9 protein-coding genes are annotated in these 26,725 nt (G+C 44.3%); all 9 read right to left on the reverse strand.

The window, feature by feature from the left end:
* Window positions 1-156 precede the first annotated feature (156 nt).
* The 9 genes from CLIN57ABFB40_RS06800 to CLIN57ABFB40_RS06840 all read right to left on the reverse strand — a co-directional run bounded on the left by CLIN57ABFB40_RS06800 (window position 157) and on the right by CLIN57ABFB40_RS06840 (window position 26,239).
* A complete protein-coding gene (locus CLIN57ABFB40_RS06800) occupies window positions 157-3,258 on the reverse strand; it encodes a DUF6298 domain-containing protein (RefSeq protein WP_175629440.1) in 3,102 nt (1,033 codons plus the stop codon).
* A 30-nt stretch (window positions 3,259-3,288) separates the two neighbouring features.
* Window positions 3,289-4,971 (reverse strand): polysaccharide lyase, encoded by a 1,683-nt coding sequence (locus CLIN57ABFB40_RS06805; RefSeq protein ID WP_175629441.1) that lies wholly within the window; start codon window positions 4,969-4,971, stop codon window positions 3,289-3,291.
* A gap of 58 nt (window positions 4,972-5,029) precedes the next feature.
* Window positions 5,030-9,460: a two-component regulator propeller domain-containing protein gene (locus CLIN57ABFB40_RS06810; RefSeq protein ID WP_410489589.1), complete on the reverse strand. Its 4,431-nt coding sequence runs from the start codon at window positions 9,458-9,460 to the stop codon at window positions 5,030-5,032.
* A 92-nt stretch (window positions 9,461-9,552) separates the two neighbouring features.
* Window positions 9,553-12,192, reverse strand: a complete 2,640-nt coding sequence (locus CLIN57ABFB40_RS06815) for a glycoside hydrolase family 2 protein (RefSeq protein ID WP_175629442.1) — start codon at window positions 12,190-12,192, stop codon at window positions 9,553-9,555.
* 107 nt (window positions 12,193-12,299) lie between these two features.
* Window positions 12,300-14,612, reverse strand: coding sequence for a DUF5703 domain-containing protein (locus CLIN57ABFB40_RS06820; RefSeq protein WP_175629443.1), 2,313 nt, complete (start codon window positions 14,610-14,612; stop codon window positions 12,300-12,302).
* 7 nt (window positions 14,613-14,619) lie between these two features.
* Window positions 14,620-16,053, reverse strand: a complete 1,434-nt coding sequence (locus tag CLIN57ABFB40_RS06825; RefSeq protein ID WP_175629444.1) for a sialate O-acetylesterase — start codon at window positions 16,051-16,053, stop codon at window positions 14,620-14,622.
* Between the two features lie 62 nt (window positions 16,054-16,115).
* Window positions 16,116-19,403 (reverse strand): glycosyl hydrolase, encoded by a 3,288-nt coding sequence (locus CLIN57ABFB40_RS06830; protein WP_410489602.1) that lies wholly within the window; start codon window positions 19,401-19,403, stop codon window positions 16,116-16,118.
* Between the two features lie 666 nt (window positions 19,404-20,069).
* Window positions 20,070-22,922, reverse strand: coding sequence for a glycoside hydrolase family 2 protein (locus tag CLIN57ABFB40_RS06835; protein ID WP_175629446.1), 2,853 nt, complete (start codon window positions 22,920-22,922; stop codon window positions 20,070-20,072).
* Between the two features lie 35 nt (window positions 22,923-22,957).
* Complete coding sequence (locus CLIN57ABFB40_RS06840; RefSeq protein WP_254871715.1) at window positions 22,958-26,239, reverse strand: glycoside hydrolase family 2 TIM barrel-domain containing protein; 3,282 nt, start codon at window positions 26,237-26,239, stop codon at window positions 22,958-22,960.
* Window positions 26,240-26,725 lie beyond the last annotated feature (486 nt).

Raw genomic sequence — 26,725 nt, forward strand, 5'->3', positions numbered from 1 at the left:
GATGTTGCAAAACTAAGCAGTATCGACCGTAACCTTAGGTAAAATCTGGTTTGTGGATTGAAAAAACAAGTATCATGTTTTATAACACTCTTTTACTAGAAATTACTGATGAAAAAGAAAAATCCCGCTGATTTGCCTTCAGCGGGATTTTTTGTTTTATAGCTTATGGAACCAATAAATACCTTCTTTCTTATCTGGTACCTTTAGATTATATAATCCGTTTATTTTCAGTGATTTATTGATAATTTCCATCTTTCCGGAGCTTGGGTGAATGTACTTTAATGCATACTTTCCGGACGATAATTGAATAGGAATATCTGTTCCCGACTTGGAATAAATGATACTTCCAATATCAGATTTTACCAATTTCTTGTACTCATCGGTATTCGTTTCTTCCACTTCCATTATTGCAGCATCCCTTAGAAAGACTTTATCCGTGCACGGAATTACAGGACATGAACCACCCGCCATGAATATTGCCCATCCCATAGCCGGATAATTCTGTGCATAGAATGTCACTGCCTTCTGAGGATATTTCTGACGATACTCATTTACCGCTTTGTATGCTTCACTGAAAGTAACTTTCCCTACTTTCATTTTACGCATATGCTGGCGGGGAGCCATATTCTTTCCGCCTTCCGGTGCAAAGATTCCATCCGTCTTGTAATGCCAATAGCGGATGTTAATAATGTCTACCACGGCAGCCCGTTTAGAATCTGCCAGAATGGCATCCTGCACATCTTTTGTTGTACTCAATGCAACTTTTGCCTTCTTGCCGGTTTCCGCTTCCCACTCGGCTATGACATCCAGCCAAAACTGCACAAAGTGCAACGGACCTGTGAATTCAGCGCTTGTCAGTTGGATGACATTCGAATTATCAGCGAAGTTATCCAGACATTGACGGATATATTGCCTGTGCAGCTCGCGACGTACCGGATGAGTAATATCGTAGAACATATCTGCCACGAAGATTCGTTTGTCTCCGGCAAACGGAACAGGTTCCGGGAATCCGGTCTGGTTGATATTGTTGCTGCTTCTCCACGGACTATCCACCCAGTGTGCGCCGGCTTCTATGATATTATGCTGGAAGTAGTTTTCGTGAAATAAAAGCAGTCCGTCTTCACTCCCTTTTTCCGCAAATTCCTTCAATCGTGCCCAATACCATGCGTTAGGGCGGTTCAAGTCATACTTGCTTAACCCTTCCCAGGCAGTTCCCTGACCACTACGTCCGAAAGGCTGTTCGTAGAAAGGTCCCCATACATCTCCATCCCGACGACGAACACGTTCATGGTCGTCCCGGCGGCGGTCATACCATAGTCCGTAATTTTGGTCAAAGACAAGAATGTTCTTCTGCTTCATAAAGTTGACGACAGAATCAATACGGTCCGTCAGCCCCAGTCCTTCACGTCCCGGAACAAAGCGGGTAATGGCAGGACTTGCCTTTTTCAAGAAACAGGTTTTGAGTCTTCCATTCCACCAGGGAGTGGTATGACTGCCACCTACCAGCAAAGTGCCGTCCATTTGGATACGTCCATTGGCAATGGTTACTTCCGGTTGAGTCGAGAACATCTTTGAGTTTGAAGGAATCTTTTTCTCTTGGATGTCCTCTATTGATTTCACTCCGGCTGACGCTACCGAAGGAGAAAACTTCTTTTCTTCAATCCAGTGTTCCAATGTCAGGCGAGGAATATAGGCTTCTTTTGCCAGTTTCATAGCCACTTCTACGGTAGGACTACTCGTTGCACTTGTATTTCTAGGCAGGATACGGGCACGTTCAGCACCTTCTTTTTGCAATCGGTCTGCCAATTGGGCATAAAAGATACTGCGTGGCTGTACATGATTATTGGACTGCGCCCATTCACCATCTCCTGAGAACTGCGCCCAGCAACCGTATGCACGGTTCTTTGCATCTTTTGCCGGAGCATAACATTCGATTTCTGCGGCGGTACACTGCCAGAACAGGCTATTTGCCGTATTCCATCCGGCCCCGTTCTTATCTTGTCCCAAGTTCTTGAATGTGAGATTATGTCCGTCGATATTGACCACATCAAACAGTAATCCGCATGCCCAAGCATCAATGGAACCGCTGAATCCTAGAGACTCATACGAATCACATTGTACGAAAGCATTGGGCCCGGCTGCACAGTATCCGGCAGCAAAGTCATGGATTCCTTGCTCTGAATAGCAACGTTGGAATAAGGTCTGCTGTCCCAACGTATGGAAAGTACAACGGCGCATTCCGCCAATCTCAGAAACAGGCTCTCTTGAAATACAGTCCTCAACGGTAATTTTGGAACCTGTACGCTGAACTATAACGGCACTTCCCGCAAAATGCTTGAAATTAACCATTCTTACCCAGCAATTTTCCGCATCTTCGATGGAGATACCTGTCCAACAATGGTCTTCGTCTTTGGGATAAAGTCTATCATAATCGGAAACCAATGTCATATTCTCTACTCCACAATGATTGATACGTCCGTTCCATTGGTAGGTCACGATGGAAGAAGTACCATATTGGGCGTCCAAAGCGACAGTCAATGGGGCATCCAATGTGATTTGATTGCCATTCACTTCGGTAATAGTCCTGTCCCAAGTCAAATCCATATCGCCCTCTTTCCATCCTAAAGCACTAATTCCACCACCAAAGATGTCGCAGCCTAAGGAAGCAATCCATTCTTTCCCGGAAGGGCGGGTTACCATTATCCGGTCACCTTTCTTCAGAGAAGTTCCTAAAGCTACTTCCAATGTTCTTGTATTTACCGGAACGTATTTGGAAAGCACCTGCAATGTATCCTGCATATTCAGGTCATCCGTCCCTTCTACATAGATAAGCGAACCCCTGTCTACTCCTTTCTTCAACAGTACTGTTTTCTCTTTATCCATTCCCCGCAGTACGACTCCCGACGTAGCAATACGGATACTGCCGGATAAAGAAAATTCTCCCTTGTCCAGTAATACGGCTCCGCGAAAACCGGAAGCATCGGGAGTTAGTGACGCTACGTAGTCGATGGCACGTTGGATGCGTGCAGTGTTATCTCCTGCCTTCCAAGGCACAAACACCACATTCCGAACGGAAGGAATATCCTGTTCGGATGCCTGATAACCGCAAGTGGAGAAATCAAGAATTCGGTTTCCCCTCTCATCGGTCAGATAAGTGATTTGGTCATCCTTTACCTGCAAAGCAAAGGTTTGCGCATGACTCTGCGCAAACCCAATACCCAATAATCCCAAAAGGATAGTTCTTATTTGTATGTTCATTACAATAAACTTTATAATCTATTCATTTGGCTAAAATAAACTTTTTCGCTTGGACAGTGTATCGTGATTGTTCTTCAAATCTGTCCAGTCCACTTTCTTCTTTGTATCTATACCATGAATGTATTTTTCGATGTTGGTATAACCGTCACCATTACAATCTTTCACAGCGTCAGTCGGGTCGTTCGGATTCAGTCCGTTAGCGGTTTCCCAGACATCCGGCATACCGTCGCCATCCGTATCGACATAGGGTTCCCCCTTATATTCGGGAAGTCCGCCCACTTGACGAATATCTGTAATGATTCCCAGTTTATAAGAATCGGCAGGTAAGCGTCTCTTCACATAAGGAGAGACAAACTCAGGCGCGTCTTTTACATAAATGGCTTTTCCTGTCTGCACAGTCTTGATGACACGGGCATCTACGGCATCGCGTTTCGGGAAGTTGGCTCCTACATTATCCAATACAAAATTATACGCTTTTTTGGTATCCATGACCGTCACGGGAGACATTTTGAACGGTTCGTCCACTTTTATTTGCGGCAGGAACTTTTCGGTATCCACTTCACTGGCGAGTTGCACGCCACCGTCCCAATTGTTCTTTGTCACTTTGGCATTGCCATGAACGATATTCCCGTTCACATAAGCTTTTCCAAAAGACAAAGGCCGGCTTTTGTCTCGTCCGGCTTCCGGTTTGAGGATACGGTACGAAATTGGCTTATCCAACGGAGTGATAGGACCCGGTTTGAAGTAATTATTAATCATGTTGTAGAAACTCTTGTTATCTCCCCCATCTACGGAACGATTCCACCAGTTGAAAACAACGTTGTTGACGAAGTTGAAGTCGCCGTCCATACCTACCGAACTGTTACGGCTGATATTGGAAGCAAAGAGATTACGGCAGAACATACTGTTATGCCCACCGATAGTAGCACCGAACGCATGGTTGTAAGCATCCAATGCTTCGGAGAATACGGAATTCTGAATGGTGATATTCACAGTCGGAAGTTTCAATCCATGCCCGTCTGCTCCCCTGTTATATACATGGCGGTAGATAGACATATTCTCATCCAGTCCCCAACTTGCCGAGCAATGGTCAATCATAATATTTCCCACTGCATTTCCACCCACCGCATCATCACGGAATGCTACATCTTGCGCACCACGGCGGAAACGCATATGACGGATAACAACATCATGCGTATCAATCAGAAAGGACTGGCCTGTCACACAAATACCGTCTCCGGGTGCTGTCTGACCGGCAATCGTCACATAAGGGGCACGCACGCTAATCGGGCTTTTCAAACGGATTACACCCGATACGTTGAAAACGATGATACGTGCGCCACCGGTTTCGCAGGCTTCCCGAAGTGTTCCGGCTCCCGAATCTTCGAGGGAAGTAACTACGATTACCTTTCCCCCACGACCGCCGGGAGTGTACATACCGCCACCTTCCGCACCGGGGAAAGCGGGAATATTACTCTTTATCAAATCTTCCGGTTTGGAAGCCCACGGCTTGTAGGGACGTCCTTTTTGTGCTTCTTGCAAAACTGTCGGCAAGGCTTTTTCCCATGCCGCATCTGACTTCTGTTCGAACTCCGCTTCTTGTTTTGCTCCTCGTGCCTTTACTGAGTCCGGAATCACAGGATACTGTGCTGCCGCAGGGAGTACACAGGCAACCAGCATCCACGCTGATAATACTTTCTTGATGTTATTCATTCTTTCGAATCTTAATAGGTTTTCTAAAAAGACGATTAAGAAAGCATTTTGTAATCGGTTATTTCTCTCCTTTCCGCCATTCATTCATATATTCACGAGGGGTCTGGTTATATTTCTTCCGGAAACACTTGCTATAATACCCCGAATCTTTGAATCCGACAGCAAATGCAACTTCGGAAACACTTAAATCCGTGTTCTTTATCAGTTCGATGGATTTGTTCAGACGGATCTCTTTTACCAGGTCTACGGGTGCCAGTCCGGTAAGGCTCTTCAACTTCTTGAAGAATGCCGAACGGCTCAAGCCGATGCCGGAAGCTATCGTGTCTATATTGAAGTCACTGTCATCCATGTTTTCCTCAATTACCTGATGAATCTTTTCGAGGAATTGCACGTCTTTCTTTACCAAGAACTGTTCGTAGCTGTCCTCTTGCGTCGTTGTCTGATTTTCCATTTGCTGGCGGATACGTTCACGGAATATTTTCCGTTCGGCGAGCAATTGGTCGATACGTGCCAACAGGTATTCCTTGCTGAATGGTTTTGTGATATAAGCGTTCGCTCCCAGTGTAATTGCTTTTGTCTTGGCGCCTTCATCATTCTTCGCGGTCAGGATAATCACCGGGATATGGCTGATTTGGAAGTCCTTACGGATAGCCTGCAACATTTCCAAACCATCCATTTCCGGCATCATCTGGTCGGTCACCACAATGTCGGGGTGATACAGATGTACTTTCTTCAATCCTTCCACCCCATTATTGGCAATATGGATATTGAATTTATCCTCTAATTGAAGTTTTATCAATTGGCAGAGGTCTTTATTATCTTCCACCAACAAAAGAGTGGGCAATGAAGCGTCAAATTCGGGTTCGTCTTCTGTTCCTTCTATGGAAGAAATATTTTCAGTTTCTTCATCGGAAGTTACCGGAGCTGCTTCCGTATCGCTGACATAGAAATCAACTTCCGACGGGCGGTAATGTTCCTTGTCCATCAAAAGTTCCACTATAAATACAGCGCCCTGTCCATCCGGGCTTTCCGCACGGATAAGTCCGTGATGCAGGTTGACTATCTCTTTGGAAAGAGCCAAACCGATACCTGTACCTTGATAATAGGGATTCTTCGTATTCTCCCCTTGCGAGAAGCGTTCGAATATTTCAGTCAGCTTGTTTTGCGGAATCCCTTCCCCGTTATCTTCTACCCGCACATAACAGCGTTTCCCATCATCCGTCAATCCTGCAGTGACATGGATACTTCCACCGGCATGTGTAAACTTGAATGCGTTCGATATGATATTACGGACTACAATGCTCAATTTTTCCTTGTCTGCCCATACCATAATCGCTTCATCCGGCAATTGGAATGTGAAACTGATTTCATTTTCTTCCGATAGTACGCGGAACTCTTTTTGGAAAGAGGCTATCATTTCATTGAAATCAATCAAGGAAACATGCAAGCGCATCTTGCCATTCTGAATCTTCCTGAAATCGAGAATCTGATTGACTAACTGCAACATCTGATTGGTGTTCTTCTCCATCAATTCTACATATTGCAATCCTTTCGGAGATAATTTTTCACGTTCCTTCAATTCTTGTATCGGGCCTTTAATCAATGTCAGAGGAGTACGGAGCTCGTGGGAGATATTGGTAAAGAACTTGATTTTCATTTCCGAAACCTTTTGTTCAATATAGATATCATTCTTCATTTTAAGCATGAAGAAAGCCAGGCGCAGACCGAAATAGAGAGCTGCCAGCCCAAGAATTACATAGATTAGAGTAGCCCACCAACTCAACCACCAGGGTGGAAGGATAGTGACAGCCAAAGTACAGTCGGAAACAAGTTCCGGGTTCGCTTCGTCGATAGTTTCTACGCGGAATGTATAGTCGCCCGGTGGGACGTTGGTGTAAGAAGCGATGCGGTTCTTACCGTTATAGTGCCATTCTTTCTCATATCCTTCGAGTATATAACGATAAGACACCCGGTTCTGATTGTAGAAATTCAAGGCGGCAAATTCTATCGTGAACATGGATTGATTGTAGTTCAGCCGGATCGCATCAGTGTATGTGATGGATTCTTTCAAAATCGGGCAATCCTGAAAACTACGCAAATCCCGGTTGGACACCTTAAAGTCTACGATGCGCGTATCATAGTTGGTATGTTGCGTTTCCAGTTTATCGGGCGAAAATGCCAGGATTCCCTGCCGGGTGCCAATCCATAAGTCGCCGTTCAATGTACGGAGCGCACTCCCCTCTTCCATTTCCACGTTCAGGAAACCGTCATATTTGTCGTAGTTGCGGAATTGCTCGGTAGCTTTATTGAAGCAGGACAAACCTATTTCTGTCGTGAACCACAGATTACCGTTCTTATCTTCTACGATTGATTTGACTACATCGTTGTTCATACCTTCACGTATGCCGTAAGATTTGAAAATCGGTTCATGCTTTTCCTTATCATATCGCACCAGCCTGTTCAGTCCGCCACCAAACACACTTACCCAGATTTGTGAATCAGTATCCTTATACAATACATAAATATCATTGTCCGCTACGTTGGAACGTTCGCTGACCTGACGATAGGTTTCAAACTGAATTTGTTCGGGTACGGTAAAATGCCCGTCAAAAGACATCAAGCCATCCATTGTTCCCACCCAAATACGTCCGTTTTCGTCTTCCGTCATTGTGCGCACTTCCATATAAAGACCGTAGGGTGGGTATTGTTTTAGCCCGTTATATTTATGTATAAAGACAATCTCTCCGTTTTCTTCGGAAAGAAGGTTCAGTCCGCCGCCCAATAGTCCTACCCAGATACGTCCACGGCTATCCTGATAAGTGAAGTACACATCATTGTTGCTGATAGAGTTCGGATTCTTAGGGTCATTCTTGTAACGGGTAAAACGCAAGCCATGAGGTGAATTCATGTCCGGTTCGGCTTTGACGAGTCCGTTACCTTTGGTAGAAAACCAGAGATTGCCGTCTTTATCTTCCATTATATGATAGACGGCTCCCAATAGATAGTTTTTGTCCGAGAAAATCTGTTTCACTTGTCCGTTGCGGTCCAGACGATACAAAGTCTGCCAACGGGTTCCCACCCAAATGTCACCATTCTGTGCCTGGAAGAGGGCACGTATTCCCTGGTTCCAGGAAGTCGGCCTTTCGGTTGTTACGGGTACGGGAGATACTTCGGTCAATAACTGGAACTGTTTTTTGGGGAAGTTCACCCTATATACTCCGCTGCTTGTAGACGCTAACCATAGAATTCCATCCTTATCCAGAAGAAGATGGAAAAAAAGTTGGTCGGGAATATCATCAGAGAAAGGCTTCATCTGGTTGATACGTGTCATTTCCAGCTTATCCCTATCGAACAGAAGTATCTCCCCTCCCGGAGTCAGGAAAAACATGCCTTGTTCGCCGGCATCCTGCATTTCGAAGTTTCCGATGGCCTTGTTCTGATTGGGAAATGTAAAACGGTGGTTGCTTTTGTTCAGAGGGTCATAGTAAGTCAAAGCATGATTCCCTTCCTGAAACCATATCTTGTCATATTTATCGTAGAATATGATTCCGCCATCTTTTTCGGGAATGGTAAACGGAAGTTTGGTTAGTTGCTTGTAGCCGATATTGTATTCGTAGGTTCCTTCATTCGTGGTGATATACATCAAGCCGGATTCTGTAACCAGTATATTAGAGACAGGCTGTTCGATTTCCGGTATTTCGTAGCGGTTCACGACTCCGTTTTGCGGGTCAATGCTGTAAATATGACCGTTTTTGTCTCCCAGCCATAAGAATTTGGCATTATAAGAAGCGCAAGTGAACTGTTCGGGATTGGCAGAAATCTTTTTCTGTATAAAGTCAGCAGGCTTATCTCTCAGGGCTTTGCCTTTTCTAAGAGACAAAATCTGATAATCCATACCAATCCAGTTGATGAATTCAGTTGTTTCACAAAATACGTTATGTTTCAAGCGCATATCATAGACGTTCACATTGGGGCGTGAATCATGCAACTGCTTCATTGTAATCTTGCCTTCTTTGTCGGTATAGGCACGCAGAAGGCTCTTGTCTTTGGTCAGTAGCAGGACATCTCCGTCTTCTGTCGTCTGAATTTTAATTATCTGGATATTTTCGGAGTATTCTTTCACATCGTCATAAACAGCGTGAAAACTCTCATGCCGCTTGTCGAACAGATAAAGTTTACGGTCGATGGTCTTAATCCACAGGAAACCGTTTTTATCTTCTACAATACGTTGAATCTTGCGAGGGGGGATATCGGCGGAATAAAAACCGTCGCGGTTATCATATGAACGGAATTTTGTTCCGTCAAAACTACATAATCCATACCAGGTGCCAAACCAGACAAAGCCGTCTGTTCCCTTTAATGTACAGTTAACAATATTATTGGGCAAACCCCGTTCTGCTGTGTAGTGTTCTACAATCATATTCGGATAGGCAAAAGCACAGACGCCCATCATCGACAGTAATAGTATTAGAATATTCCGTTTTCTCATTTAGGGTACTAATTGGAATTAAATGCAGTCAAAGGTAATCTTTTTTTTGAAGATAGTGAGCTAAAATCACTATCTTCTTATCTTTTCTCATTCTATTTTTCAGTTCCAAATTCAGTCTGCTGACGTTCTACTTCATCCAATACCCGTTGGCGTTCTTCTTCTGTCAACTTTATTTTTCCTTCGGATTTACTTTTTGACAAGTCTGTTTTTATGGTTGATGAAGCCATAGCCTGTTCTTCATAACAAAAAGGAAGCTCTGCCGGGATACTTTCAAATTCCAGTTCGGCAGCCGTCGGTGCCTGTGTACCTTCAAACTGGACATGGGCTTTCACTTTTATCTTTCCGGCTTTCCGTGTAGAACGAATCAATACGGGAGCCGAGCCGAATTCAACAGCGCTGGGATTGGCATTGATTGTGGCATCTCCGATAATCTCCCCTTCGCCCTCTACCGTAAATATGATATTTTCCTTTGCCAGACGACGCACGTTTCCGCTATCATCGGTCACTTCGGCAACTACTACAATAAAATCGGAACCGTCTGCTACCAGATTTACTTTCTGAGTGTCTACATACATACGCAGTTTGGTAGAACGGCGGGAAGGCATTTTCTTTTGTGTACATACCACTTTCCCGTTGATGATACCTTCGGCAACCATATTGACTTTCTGCCAATTCTTTTGGGTATAACTGTATCCGCGTGCTTCCCAGAAATCCCAGACATCGTTGAAAATGACAGGTGCATTAGGCATATGCCCCTTTGCGTGAACCACAGGTTGCGTCCATGTCTTTGTTCCGTCGTAGATGGAAAGGCGGACTGAGTCGCAATTACTGAATACAACTACGTCCTTATCAGAGAACTGTGACATTTCATGTGCGATAAATACCATCGGACCACATTCAGCCAACGGATGCTCAAGGCTGGCAGGTGACTGGCTACGGAACATTTCATAAGCATATTTCTTCTGACGGAAAGCGTCATAGATGCCGCCCCAATAAGGGTCGGGATGATAACCGCGCTGGTGGTCGAACGGATGCCATTGGGCGCCACCGATAAACAGTCCTGTGGTACGATACATTTCATCGTAGCTTTTTGCCAAAGATAGTGCCTGCACGAGTAGCGGACGTTCCCCCCAACTGCGGCTTGCACGGTTGTTGTTATTGTGAGCGTACCAGTCATCCACATTTTCTCCGAATTCACGGGTGAAGATGCATTGTTCCGGTCTGTCTGCTTTTTCATCGTCTCCCGGCCAACCGTAAACTACGTCATAATGTTCTTTCACGCCTGCCGAATGTACATCGGCAGCAGCTACGGGACGTCCCGGATAAGGATATTCTTCTTTGGTTATTTCCAATGCCTTCAAGGCAAAATCGAGTGGATAGCGGGTTTCATTCAGAATCGGCTCCCACATCAGTACAGACGGATGGTTACGGTCACGGCGAATCATCTCACGGGTATTCTGATGAACCAGTTCTCCAAATTTGGGGTCTTTATTCCAATATTGCCATCCCGGAGTGGCTACAATGACAAACATTCCCAGTTCGTCACAGGCATCCATAAAGGAAGGGTCTTGCGGGTAGTGAGCCACACGAATAATAGTGCATCCTGCATCACGCAGACGCTTTGCGTCACGCCACTGCTGGGAGTTGGGCAAAGCATTGCCTACATAGGCAAAATCCTGGTGGCGGTTGGCACCTACCAGTTGTCCGAAAGGTTTTCCATTCAGCCAGAAACCGTCTTTTCCACGGAATTCGGCAAGACGGATACCAGCACGGGTAATTCCACCGTCGATGGACTGATTGCCTTTCTTTATCCGTGATTGTACTCTATATAAATAAGGTGTATCCGGTGACCATAATTTCGGGTTCTTCACTTCTATCTGTTGTTGGATAGACTTCTTTTCTCCGGGTTTCAGAGAGAGTTTGCCGGAAGTACGTTTGATTACTTTTCCGTCTGCATCGGTCAGGGTTGTTTCTACAGTTACAGATTCCTGACGTTGCGCATCATTTTGTAACTCTGTCTTTACGTAAACTTGCGCACTCTTTTCACTGATTTTATCGAAATGTACAAATACTCCACCACCGGCAACGGTTTGCGAATCGAGAGCATCCGTAATGGCTACCGGAGATTTGGCAATCATCCATACATCGCGGTAGATACCGCCGTGATAAGCAAAATCCAGGGTGTATTGGCGTTTGCCGGGGGGATAAGATTTATCATCACTATTGTCCGTAAAGACAGCAAGCAGGCAAGAGTCTCCCGCCTGCACACCATTGGCGGTCAAGTCTAACGTAAATGGCAGATAGCCGCCAATATGCTCTTGGATACGTTTTCCGTTCAGATAGATAATCAGCTTGCCCATGGCTGCTTCAAAATGAATCGACACCCGTTGTCCCTTGGTCTCGGCGGGAACTACAAAATGCTTGCGATACCATGCCGGACCTTGATAGTTACGGCATCCGCTAGCTTCGGCAGGCATCAGTTCCACTGTATGAGGAGTAGAGACTATTTCCCAGGAACGGTCGTCAAAGTTCACAGCTTCCGCACCACGGATATCTCCTTTGAAGAATCGCCATCCCGGATTGAAATTATACACTTGTCGTCCGCTACCGGAAAGCTGGATAAATCCGGCGACCGATGTTTCGGGACGGTAAGTTTCTGTTGTTTGTCCTTTCCCTGTCAATGAGAACAATAACAGAAAAACTGATAAGATTAAAAACGGTCTTTTATTCATAACTCTTTTATTTTTATAGCTTCTTTTTTTAGGCACGGATTACGCTGTTGCCATATGCAATCATAATTTTAGAACCGTGAAATCCGTGTAATCCATGCCTAATTATTTTATTCTTTTATCATTATAATAATGTCTTTCTTTCTATTTTCCGGAAAGACTTTCAAATCCTTCACTTCTCCGTTTTTCAGAGTCGCTTCCACCGTAGTCTTGCCCGGAGCATGCAGTTTAAAATGTACATTCCACTCTTTCGGCCATGCGGGGAAAAGAAGAATTTGTTCGCTATTGGTCTGCAAGAGCATCTCTTGAAGCCCTATCATACCGCTACCACCCCAATTATGGTCAGGAGTCCAGTCATATCCCGGTCCCCAAAAAGCAGGAAAACGGTGCGGACCGTCGGAGAGCTTGGCAAGGGACAGCCTTTTCGCTTCTTCAGTCAGCCCCAGACAGGCCGCCCAGATATTGTCTTGTTTCCATCCGGTATGCGAACGGAACTTGATTGCGTCCGGGTCATGGAAATATGTATTACGGGCGAGTTCCAAGTTTTCCTTGCCTACTCCGTAGATTCGCCACGGAAATACAGGATAAAGTTGCGGAGTTTCTATGTTGTTGATGCGCTCCCAACTTACGGCAGGAGAAATCGTCTGTTTCAATTCGAGGACGGATTCTGGGTTCAAAGAATCTTTTACTTCTATGTATCGCAATGGAATCGGGGGAATTGTTTTCAGCATTTCCTCTTTCTTTCCATATGTTTCGAGTACGGTCTGTAAGGCTGCTATGGTGCTGCTGGCATTATTGGTCATCTTATAAGTTTCGCAGGCGGAACCGGGGAAAAGAACCAGATGCCCGTCACCGTCCAGCGCTTTCCTGCCACGACGGGAAGCAAGCAAGCGATAGTGCTCGTCGAAGAATGTGAGCGAGCTTTCTATCAGAGGAAGATAAGGGGTGATGTCGGCATCCGCATAGTTCTTTGTTTCCAGTATCATTTGGCAGAATTCGAGAACTGTATCCCATTCGTATTCCAGCCAGGCATTATATTCCAATCCTTTGTCGAACCACTCCGGACGCTTGAAACCATATTCCGCAGGATTAGGCAAACCGAAGTTCTCTATCTGTTCACTGAAGCAGGCTCCATTGTGCTGCCAGTATATACGGCTGCGCAATTCTGCGTTTTTCAGCATCCGGTTATAAAAATAAAATTGGGCGCGCATCATGTCATAATCACCGCTTTTCAGCATCGGCCAATATACCAGTCGTTGGTTTTGTGCAGTCATTGTGCCACCACCCCATTTCCGGTAGTCGGGGGTAAACGATTGTTTTTCGTCTACATGGCAGGGGTCGAAGGTAAATAATCCGCCGTTAAATTTCGTCGGTACGCTACCGTAGGCGTTGCATCCCAGCATGTAACGGAAAAGTGTATAGTTTCGGGTGATTTCCTGTGCCTCTCCTTCTGCTACGATAAAGCTACGTTGCCAAAAGGCGTTCCACCATAAACGGGTTTGTTTCTTATCCTGCGTGATGGTCTTTGCGGAATTTTTCCCTTTCAGGGCAATTCTTTGTAAAGCGGTTTGCAGACCTTGTTCCCATTGCGCTATGGTTTCTGTCTGGTCTGTGTGCAGTACAATGCAGAACTGCTCTTTGCGGGAAGTTTTGGAAGAGCGGAAATTCCAAGAACGGTAGTCCGTTCCGGCATATGTATCGTCCGTAGTACCTGTAAATTCCAGATTTTCACCGAAAAGAGTTCCGCCGAAAGTCAGGTTTTTCAGAGGATTCATCATTTGTGGCTTCACCTCGCCCATCCCTTGTTGGGCTACGACAACATCAAAAACGGTTAGTTCGGGGTTGCGATGATAAAATATAAGTTGGTTTTTCCTGCCAGATGCATTGTCTTTCAAAGAAACGAAGTCCGCACTTGTTGCCGTACCTTTTGGGGGAGCCCATTTGTAAGAACATTGTTGTCCCTCTCCTTTTCGGATGGGACGTTTCTGATAACGCCAGTTCTCATAGGAAACTTCTGTCTGTACAGGCTGTGCGTTCGCTATCTCTACATGAATGATCGGATGAAAAACATCTACCCAGAATTGTATTTGCGCGCTACCGGCTTCGACCTCTACATAACCGTCTTTCAATTTCAGTTCCTGACGGAAATCTGTAGCATTTTTGAATGGATTAGGTGACAGCCGAAGACGGAAACGCCCTTGTTTCAGTTGGCAGTTGTTTTCGTCGAATGTACCGCTACGGCTTACATAAAACAGGACGTCACCATCTTCCACCCATATATTCATACCAATATCCCCACCGCCACAAGGCATGGATTCGGAAGAGTTACGGCTGGGAGTATTCCAAACGACATTGGCATGTTGGCTCCAAAGTGCCGACACGCCAATAAATAATATTGTTATAATCAGATAAAATCTTTTCATATTCCAATCACCAGTTATCCGAACGGAAAGACCCTAAAGGTAGTCCGTCGCAATATACATCTCCTTCCACATAGTTCTTAAATCCATACCGGACAGCTACCGGATGCGGGACTTTCTCACTTTTTACGAGCATCTTGCTACGCTCAATCCAAGCTTTCGCAGGATAGAATATTTTGTCTTCACCTGCCACTTCAAAGTTCTTCGACTCGAAACAGTTCTTGCCGCTAATCCACATACCGGCACGTTCAAAGCTTACGACTACCGTGTCATTCTTTATTTCAATGCTTTTATAATAAGGACTTTCGCCATTCACTCCTTCCACTCCGTAAGTCTTGGTCAAAGCAAGAAGTGCCAGACGTTCTCCGGCAACCTGCTTCTTTGACGGATGGATTCCTTTCTCCATTCCGGCATCGAGCAATACCGCCATGCCGCTATTCGCTACACGATGCTCAACTTTCGATTGTGCTTCCCGAAGGTAGGCGGAATTTGTGACTTCTTTGCCTTTTTCCGTGATGATTCCATAATCGTATGGGGCTATCTGACAATAGTAAAAAGGAAAATCTCCTTGTTTCCATTCGGCACGCCAACCGTTAATCAATGTAGTAAACATATCCGCATACGTATGGGCACGATTCCAGTTGTCTTCACCCTGATACCATATCACTCCTTTCATCGTCATGCCGATAAGGGGATGCAACATTCCATTGTAAAGCACAGTCGGAGTACGGTTCTTTGATTTTATATCCGCTTCCGATTGAGGGATTTTAGCGTCGGGGAAGGCTTTCAGCCAGTCAGCGGTCATCCAGGCTTCGCACGCTGAACCGCCCCATGCTGCTACTATCAATCCTACCGGAACATCTATTATTTCATTCACCAGTCTGCCGAAATAATAGGCTGTTGCGCTGAAATCTCGGACGTTGGTCGGGTTTGCCTCTTTCCATGAGCCGATAACGTCATTCTGTGGAGTGAACGTAGAAGTACGTTTCACCGTAAACAGACGGATTTGCGGATTCTTGCTGTGAAGAATATCCATATTGGCATTTTCTACCGGCTGATTCTTGAATCCTTTCATCGGCATTTCCATATTACTTTGTCCGGAACAAAGCCAAAGTTCGCCTATCAGAATATTATTCAATGTCTTTTTAGTTCCATCGTCAAATGTCACTGTATAGGGGCCGCCTGCTTCCGGAGTGGAGACAGCAAGTTTCCATGCACCGTTTTTATCCGATGCCACCACATATTGTTTGTTGTTCCAACCGGTAGTGACAGTCACTTTCTTGTTCGGAGTTGCCGTACCCCAAAGGTTGGCATTTGTCTGTTGCTGCATCACCATTCCATCGGAAAAGATTGCAGGCAGTTTTACTTCTGCATGTGTTGACAGGCAGGCGGCAAGCAAAAAGCTTGCTAATATTGTTCCTGTTTTAATAATTGAACTTTTCATTATAGTATATCTTTATCTTTTAAGTGATTTATTATGATGAGTTTAGGCACGGATTATGTGGATTACTCTGTCACAGAAAAACTCAAAGGCCCGAGCAATCCTGCCGGAAGCAAAGTTTTCTCCGCCCTGCGGTATTTCGCGTTTGTCCAAATTCCATCAAATGGCGCTTTGCCTTCGTCAGCTCCTTTCAATGCATTCGCCCACGTATTCGTCACTTCTATCTCAAGCTCGTTTACTCCTTTTTTCAAAGCTGCCGTTATATCAGCCCGATAAGGAGCCGTCCAGATAGTACCACAATCTACGCCATTCAAACGAACTGTTGCCATATCGCATATCTTTCCCAAATTCAGATAAACTTGCTCGTCTTTCTTTAGTTTGTTTTTCCAGCGGAATGTTGTTTTATAAATGGCTGTTCCCGAATAATAACGAATCTGTTCATCCCCTTCTTTACTCCAGTCAAACAGTGTTTTCCGGGTTACCTCTTTTCCTGTATTAAGAAAGTTTATTTGGTATTCTTCCATGTCTAAAGGGATTTCCCGAATTTCTTTAGCAAGATTCTTTTTCTCTTTCCATTGTTTTTCTTTTTTTGAATTGTTCCCGCTATCTTTGTTAATTCCTTCCGTAGAAAAAACAACGAATACGGACTCATTGGGAGCTAATGTCAGAGTTACTTCCGTGCGGTTATCTTTTAGCTCATAAAGAGGGTTGGTATCAATTTCGCCCGTCACGGGATTCCAACATTCCGGTTTACTTCCGTTGATACGCATACTCGCAGTAAATGTACGTGTCTCTTCCCTTTGATTGGCTATAAAATAAATATCTCCCAAGTCACCACGACGATGTGTCCAGGCAATGTCTGCCGGTACAATCAAATCACGTTCCAGGCCATATGCTGAAAAATCGTCTTCCTTATAAGGTATGGCAGGAATTAATACGCCTGCTTCTTTCAACTCATTAATCTTCTGCTTCACTTCCGGCGAAAGCTCCACCGGGTCGGGATTCATCGGACGGGCGAGCGGAAGTACCAGAACTTTATAACTGGCTCCACCCGGCAATATCATTCTGCCATTTTCCGCTTTTGCCAACCGTAATAGGGCATCTTTATTAAAACTATCATAAGCATATCCCCGAAGCGGATTCACCCATTTTTCGGGGTCAGCCATATTAGCAGAATGTGTTACGCCAACAGGACGCACACGTAGCGGCTGTCCTTCATTTGCCAACCGAATACGCTCACTTTCCCCCCGTTCTGCCCCAAATATACCCGGCAAAGAAGGAACCAAACGTTCCGGCAATATAGAACGCCGGGGGATTTCTTCTCCTGTAAATACAGCGATGTCCGTCACCGGATGCCCGTATTGCAGCAATGCCTGGCAACGGGTAGCATAATCGGAGAATGCTTTTGCGCCTTTGTCCCACCAAGTCTGGTCGCGCTGGAAGAAAAGTCCGATGCCTTCCAAAGTCATTCCGGGTTTGCGGTCCAGCCACGGATTATGTACATATACATGGTAGAAAAGGCGATTAATACCCAGGGCATAATTACGGTCGAGCAATGTTTTCAGCATTCCGGGATGCTCGTCCCACGTGCCGCGCACTTCTGTGAATCCTTCAGCCTGGATAATATTCTTTCCATATATATGTGCCCCGCTGATAGCGTCGAGCATATCATTGGGTTTATCATGCGTCGGGCTGTTCAACCAAAACTCTCCCATCGGCAGGTCTACTTTTTGATAATGTAGTAGTCCGTCATTGACCATAGTAGGCGCTACACATTCCGCAGAGAATTGGCAGTCATATTCTGTGGCACAATCTGCCAATACTTTGTAGAAAACATCGACAACCAATTCGGATATAGTCGTACGTACATCACGCAGAATCTTTTCGCTGCGTTCCGCACTTTCCATCGGGATACCTGCTAGTAGTGGTAAATAAGGCATCAGGTCGTATCCGTGACGTTTCTTGAATTCAATAGCAAAATTTGTACTCCAGTTCTGGCTGCCACATTCCCAACTATCAACATGCATATATTTCAGTACGCGACGTGCAACTTCCGGGTTTGTTTTCACAAATGCCTGTGCAAACCAATTGTCGAATTGCTTGCGGACAGTAACCGGATTAAACTTGTCACATTCCAGTCCCTTTCCGCCTCCGGCTGTCGCATTGGTATGTCCGGTAGCGGTGTGCCCCATGCGCAATAGTTTCCATTTGCCTTTGGGCAGGACAGCGGTTAATGTTTTCTCTTTAAAGTCGCCTGTTGAATTATTGTTGAATTGATTGCTCAGGTTGATAACTTGTGAAAGGGTGTAGCAGTCCTTTTTCCCTACTTCTGTCTCTTTGGTAGCGGAAGCCACACGCCATACGAGTCCGGCTTTTCCTTCCCACTGGTTCAGGCGGGCTTCACGATGCAAGCGCAATTGCTTTATTTTCAGATTCGGTTTCCATTTGGCAGCATCCATATCTTCACTTCCGGGTTCACTTCCTTCCGGTGTCCAGTAAAAACGGAAATAACGGGCTGTTGTTACGGGAATAGCGTGAGTGGAATTTTCATCTGTATTCTGCCACCCTTGGCGGGCAGGAATTAATTGCTTCACAAAACGATAATTGATGCCATCGTCGCTCGCCATCACTTTCAACCGGTGTGCCTGATAGTTATTACCACTCAGAATAATTTCTATATTGCGACATGTGAAAGGAGTTTCATATTCATACTGGATATAGCAAGGATATGAGGAACGAATCACTCCTGAAGCATCCATATTCACTGTCTTTTGTGAATCAATATGATTTCCTGTAGCTGTATTGGCACAGGTAATTTTTGCCGGCATTTCATCCACCGCTCCATCTACGGGAAGAGCAAACAATGCTATATCTTCATAATAATTGTCATAAGCTTCCGGCTGCGGCAAGCGTAATGCCTTGAACTTACCACCGTCAACGATTGTATCACTCCAAACTACTTTCTGCATGGATTCTTTCGGACTAATCCAAGGACCGCCTGCCAGGGCAAATCCGTCACAGATATGCATCCCAAGTTTTAACCCTAAACGGTCTGCCTCTTCCATGCTGAAACGCACCATATCCCACCACTCCGGTGTCAACTGCTGTGCTTTCCCATTATATTGTGCCCCTTCTTCGACACTTCTGATAGGCATCAGATAAGTTCCGCCCAGTCCGGCATGTTTCATAGCTTCCAAATCTGCTGTAATTCCTTCTTTAGACACGGCACCGTACATCCAATACCAAAATGTCCAAGGTTTCGCTTCATTTGACGGGTTTAGGAATTGCTCGCGAAGCGAATGTGTTTGTTGGGCACCGGAAGGACTTATAGCTATCCATGCCAATAGGGAAATTGCAAATATTTGTTGTTTTAGTCGGCTTTTCATTTCAATATCTATTTTTACTAAAGTAAAGACGAAAATCCGGCTGTTTTGTACTCATTATCCGTTATTCCTTTTTCAAACTTTCCTTTTTAATAATTCAAACAATAGTATTGTTTTAGTAAATCATAAGGTAGTATTAATTATTTCTTCTGCATTAACTAATTATTTCTCCGCATATATTAATTAAATCGTCTGCATATATTATTCGGTTGCACTTGAGCAACTTACTTGTTACACAAGTGCAGTTCATTGGTTGCACAAGTCTATTTTACCAGTTGCTCAACTGTAAATCAATAGTGATTCTGAAAGAGAAATAAATAAGGATAAATGATTGATAAACAGTCAATTGAAAGAAAAGTGCAGTTTTTCTTCAGAAAATGGCTAAATCATCCCATTGTTTTTTGTAAACTTATCTTAAAAGACGGGTAATATCAGACTTAACAATCTGATTACTAGCTCTGCCACATTTTTGTATTTCCCCGTATAATACTTAAAATAAATACAAAAATGTCGCAAGATATATAGAGTTGAGATTTCATAGTCATTGGTAGAGAATACACAAAAAGAGCTTTCTCATTGAATAAGAAAGCTCTTTTTGTAAGTGTCGGCAAAAAACTTATCTTTCTGCTATTTCATTTATTCCATAAACCGGAAAACGATTCGTCCCGTTTGCGAGCCATTCACCCACTTGGCTTGTGAAGAAGGACCGCACAAGTCCGTTGAGTTTACTTTGTTACGTACTGGCGGAATCACATTCAAGACAGAGATTCCACTTTCGGGAAGCGTATAAAGCAAACGGTCGCGACCGTCACGGGGTTGATATATTCCGATGTAAGTATCGGGCGTTTCGTTTGTCAGACAGATAGTACCTTCTTTAGTACGGATATTCATCCAGGAAACATTGCTGAAATATCCTTTGAATTCGGGATAAGTAAAGGTCTCTCCCGGAATAGGATCATTGTAATCGTTCTCCCAAATGTCATATTGCGTACCATGGATACGGTTCTGCCATACACGATAAGGACCTGCCCCTAACCAGCGTTTACTGATAACCTGCTCTTCAGGATAATCAAAACAGATTCCCATTAAATCGACAACTCCGGAGAAATTGTAGGTATAATCAAGTGCCATTACTCCGCTCGGGTTAATTGTCCATTGTGCCTTATCCAAATTGCCTAATTTGTAGTTTGCGGTAACAATTAGGCTGCCACCGTCTTCTTTTACGTCCAGTTTCGTAAACACTGCCGCATCGGGGAATTCGCTGTATGTACGGTCTTTTTCTTTCGCCTTTTCATCATCGTGGTTGTAGAACTGGTCTAACGAACGGTCGGCACGACGGGCACCGATAAAGCGGGGACCGTTGGCAAAACTAATCTTGCGGTTGTTTACGGATACACCTTTCAGTTGACCGTCTTTCTTTGAAAAGACAAAAGTACGATTGTTTGCTTTTACTGTAAGACCATTATCTGTTTCGGTGTAAGTTGCTTTGCTGGATAATGGAGAAAGTTCTTCTTTTGACTGGTTCAATTTGTCTACCGGGAATGTCCAACGCCAGAGTTCATGTCCATATTTGTCGATAGCTGTCACAAAGAGAGCGTCCGCATCGGGAAGAACAGTTGTTTTAATATCCAAGACGCCTGCCGAATGAGCAGCGATATTACTGCCTTGCACTTCACCTTGTTTTAGAACTTGAGTGCCGGTATTGGAAGCGTCTGTTGCCGAAGGGAATTTTACTTGCTTCCAAAGGAAACGGCAAGTGTTCAGGTTCAGATAATCATAGCGGTTTTCCACAGAGATTTTACCGTTGAACTGTCTGTCGATAGAGGTATCCATTATTTGCACCGGACTCCATAACTGCTTGATAGTGTAATAACTACCTTCCTTTTCATGATGTGGTCCTACAATACCGTCAGCACCAAAATTGCCTTGATTATCAATGAAGCCGTCCATATCCACACGTTTCACGCCTTCGTCTGCCAATACCCATAAGAAGCCGCCGATACAACGGGGATGCTTGCGCATCATTTCCCAATAGTCATACAAACCGGCACCGTGACCGCCATCATACAAACCGTGAAGGAATTCTGTCGGCATAAAGATTTCCGGCAGACGCATATAGTTCTGACTTTCTCCATACGAGCGGTAGTGCATGGTTTCAAAACCGGAGAAATTACCTTGCGGATGGATGACCGGACGTTTCTGCGGGTCGTATTTATGGAATTCTCCATCCAGTTCCGTATTCCAACCTTTTTCATTACCATTGCTCCACCAGATAATAGAAGGATGATTCACATCACGCTCTATCATGCCTTCAATCAGACGTACTCCGGTCGGAGTGTCGTATTTGCCATGCCAACCACCCAGTTCGTCCATTACGTATAAACCAAGAGAATCACACGCTTCCAGGAATTCAGGGTCGGCAGGATAATGGCTTAAACGGACGGAGTTCATATTCATACTCTTTATCAAAAGAACATCTTCGATATTCTTCGTTTTGCTCAATGTACGACCACTTTCCGGGCGGAAACTATGACGGTTGACGCCACGCACATTGATACGTACTCCATTTACATAAAGCCCGTCACTTTTGCGTACTTCGATGGTACGGAAGCCGAATATTTCTGTTTCGTTATGCAATATTTTGCCGTTCTTATCTAGTAAAGAGAACTGTGCCTTATAAAGATTCGGTGTTTCTGCTGTCCATAAGGCAGGATTAGAGACATTCAGTTGGATAGAAGTCCAGTCTCCACCGGCTTTTACCGGTACAGTCGTTTCAGTTAGCTTTTTACCTTTATTATCCTGGATTTGCGCACAGATACTCATTCCGTCATTGGAAATATTTGTATAACAATTCGCGCGGAAAGAACCGTCCATTTGTGCGTCAATAGCAATATGACGTAAATTGACAGCAGGTTTCACTTCCAGGAATACAGGACGGAAGATACCGCCGAAGTTCCAGTAATCGGCACGGCGTTCGGCAAGGTTTACGCTTGCATTCTCGCTCTCTTTAGCTACTGTCACTTCCAACAGGTTCTTCTTTCCGTATTTAAGGAAATCCGTGACATTGTATGAAAAGCGATAGAAAGCTCCCTGATGTTTCGAGCCGACTTTGCGTCCGTTCACTTTCACTTCCGTATCTGTCATGGAAGCTTCGAAAACAAGATTCACTTGTTGTCCGCGAAACTTCTCGGGAACTTCAAACTCATACTTATACATTCCTTTTTCGTCGGCGATTCCTTCGGGAAATGCTTTACCGTAAAAGGTGATTCCATACTGATAAGTGCCAAAGCCTTGCAATTCCCAACAGGACGGAACTCCAATCTTCGTCCACTTGCCGGAATTGCGTCCATCGGTACAGAAGAAGTCCCATTCTACCATGTCGTCGCATCCGTGACCAGAAAGATATTGCCGTTCCGTCTGCGGAAGATTCTGAGCAGCCAGGGTAGTTGCCAACGCTAAGGTTGATAATAAAGTGGTTACTTTTTTCATTGTTACTTTTATTATTGTGTTAGTTATTTAATGATTCAATTTTTAGTTATACGTATATGTAAGGTATGTTCTTTCTTGTCAATGGCATACTTCTTTAATACACCTGGTCCGCAACTGCTATTCCCTAATCCAAGTACGGCAGCATCCAAACTAAGAATGACTTCAGAACGGGGTTTTAAATTACAATCATGTGTTTCCTTGTACAAGTCTTGTGCGGTGTAGTGCAAAGCGGATACAGAGAATACATCTTCCACTGCATCTATGCGGATGCCCTTATTTTGTTTGTCCGTCAGTGTCAGATAGTGTACATCTTCTTTATTCCCACTATCCTGCGGGCGAGGGTAATGCACATATTGTTCATCTACCGTACCTTTCCAAAGTCCTGTTGCAGCAGAAGTTTTACGGTCTGGATAATTGTCCTGCGGACCTCTGCCATACCATGTAAATGTATTATAAGACGGGGAGAAACAGAAAGCAATTCCTAATCGGGGTAATTCCGGGAGTACTCCTTGCGGCAGGAAACTCGTTTTCAAGTCTATCGTTCCATCAGAAAAAATGGTATAGACAGAGGTTGTCGCTACCTTTCCTTCCTTATATACATTATTTGTCCGAACTTGAACGACCACAGCTCCATCTGCGCGTAGCTGATGGTTGAAAGATTCCAGGCTAATCTGCGGATTATCCATCATATGCAATTTCCAATCTTTCGCCAACCAGTTACCGAAACTCTTATCATTGTCAGTCGGAGCGCGAAAAGCTTGCGTTACAGGTTGAACCGGAAAATCCTCGGAATGTGCCAACATCTCTTTATTCTTATAAATAAGGGAAGTCATGCTTCCGGTCACTGTTTTTTTCCATTGAACGGAAAAGCCGCTTCCGCTGACTTGCAGAGTTTTACTATCCTCTTTTATTTCTAATTGCCCCTTGTTGGCTAGTTCGGCAGATAACAAATCACCTTTCTGCAAACAGAATTGTTCCCAAGTAACTTCATGTCCGGCTTTTGCCCAAAGAGCATCTGATTTCAGAACGATGCTAACTTTAAGCTGGCAATCGGCAGCAAGCTTTGCAGCATTTTTTGCTGTGTTTTTTCTGTTGAAAGAGCTTTTATCTGATAATGAATGAAAATCAGGCAAAGTGATTGTTCCTGTTTTTCCCGGAGCAACTTCGGGCAATGTTAGTTCTCCCCGTTCCTTCTCTTTACCATCCACTGATAATGTCCACAGACAACGATAAGAGGATAAATCAATATGATGATTCCGGTTGGTCACTTTCAATTCTCCGTTCTCAAGACCTAATTGTACCGGAGCATATACTTTCTTTACTTCCCAATATTTAGGAGTCGTTTCACGGTCGCTCATCAACAATCCGTTAAAGCAAAAGGCTTTCAAATTTGGCTTATCACCGAAGTCTCCGCCATAAGCCACCATAGTATGCCCATCGGGCAATGTCTTATAAATCCCCTGGTCTCCCCAATCCCAAATAAATCCGCCCAACATACGGGGATTGCTGTATATCTCGTCCCAATATTCCTTGAAGTTACCTAATGCATTTCCCATAGAATGAGCATATTCACTTGTCATTACCGGACGATTGTCGTTGGTACGTTCGGCAATCTCCAACAGCCGTTCCCAACGTGCATTTTCTGCGCGTTCCTTATCCTCACCTTCCGCAATACCCGGATTCAAGTATACCTGTTTCACCCGCGTATAAAAACGGCTGATTACATCAACTGTTTTTGGGTCAGGATTACCGTCTACTCCCTGTGCTCCTTCGTAATGAACAGGACGCGTAGGGTCAAAATCATGCAACCATGCTGAAATAGCCGCAAAATTAGGACCGTAACCACTTTCATTCCCCATGCTCCACATTACGATACTCGGATAGTTCTTATCACGTTCCGCCATGCGGACTGCACGGTCCATAAATGCGGCATGCCAATCGGGAGTACTGGCTAAAGTTCCCCGCAATCCGTGTTCTTCAATATCCGCTTCGTCCATTACATAAAGTCCGATACTGTCACAAAGCTCATACCAACGGCTCACATTCGGATAATGGCTGGTACGCACAGCATTGATATTGGCCTGTTTCATTAAGAGAATATCCTGAATCATTCGTTCTTCACTCATTACCCGTGCTGTCCGAGGGTCGTGCTCATGGCGGTTTACTCCACGAAAACGAATCGGACTGCCATTTACCAATAGCTGTCCTTTCTTAATCTCCACAGAACGGAAACCTACCGGCTGCTCTACTTGTTCCACTACTTTTCCTTCCGCATCCTGCAAAGTAATGAGTAGTTTATAAAGATAAGGAGTTTCCGCTGTCCACCTTTCCGGTGATTTTATGATGGTGGATAATCGTCCCATCTTACGAGGACCACGTTGCGGATACCATTCATTCATCCGGCTTGCCTTATGTTCCAAATCGAGTATATCCTCAACTTCTCCTTTTAATGTAACAATCTCTTTTCCAGTTGCGTCTTTCAACACGCTTTGCACGGTATATCCTTTCCCGGTCATACCTCTATATACGCTGAACTGCGGGTCAATCTGCAAAATAAAATCCTCATAATTACCGGCAGATGCAGGAAGAGTGCGCACTGCATAATCGCGAATACGGATATCCGGTGTATGTACCAAATGAATACTCCGATGAATACCACCGAAGCGCCAGAAATCCTGGTCTTCCAAATAAGAGCCGTCGCTATACCGATAGACTTCCAGTGCTATCTGATTCTCTCCGGGATGCAGATACTTTGTTATATTGAACTCACTCGGTTCCATGCTGCCTTGACTATACCCTACCCGCTCACCATTTATCCAAACATAGAAAGCACTCATTACGCCTTCAAATCGAAGGAATGTCTGCCCTTTCGCCGCCCAATCAGCAGGCAAAACAAATGTACGCCGATACTGTCCTACGGGATTTCTTTCTTTATAGGTAGTATAATCCACTTTCGGCTCTCCCATCACCCGCGGCGGGTCTATCTTGAATGGATAACCTGCCGATACGTAGATGGGAGTACCATATCCGTTTACTTCCCAATTAGCAGGAACCGGAAAATCAGTCCAATCATTATCATCAAAATTCGTCTGATAAAAATCAACGATTCGCTGGTCAGGCACAGGAGTCCATCTGAATTTCCATATCCCGTCCAAACACATGGAACAGTCTCCTTCCTGTGCGGAGAAAGGCATAAATGCAGCCCTCGCCGGTTCCCGGTTGATTTGAAGTACATGATGATTTTCCCAATCATGTATCGTTTGTGCGTGCATCGGACAAGCTATCAATGCCCCAAGCAGTAAAGTATATATTTTCATTCGTTCTTTTTTCTTCATATCAAGTAGACGGATGAAGTGCTGTTTTGTACCCCTTCCTTTCACGGAAATATTAAAGAATAATAAAAGAAAAACATATTATAGAGAAGAGCATTGAATTGTTCATTTTGGTACAGAAGCAAATCTTTTTAGGGTATGGCTGTCCTTAATGACGAATGAAGAATTTCCCACATAGAGCTAAAGCTATGTTTCCGAAAATTCTTCATTCATTATAATTTATCCCCAAATTAGGAGAAGAACCTGTATTTTTAGTTTTTTCTTTTTAGGAACAACTGTTTTATCGTTAATCCAATAATTATGAGACCTAAAATTATTGTAATCACAATGAAAAAGATGCCATGAAACGTTGTCACAATTCCGAAAAAACTCCAATATAGGAATAGTTGCATAATTCGGTTCCAAAGATTGTCTTTCATAAATATCCTCAACGAGTCTCAAATTTAGAAATTTTATTAGAAATTAGCAAGA

Origin of the sequence: Bacteroides acidifaciens (assembly GCF_903181435.1) — a bacterium.
Lineage (GTDB): Bacteria > Bacteroidota > Bacteroidia > Bacteroidales > Bacteroidaceae > Bacteroides.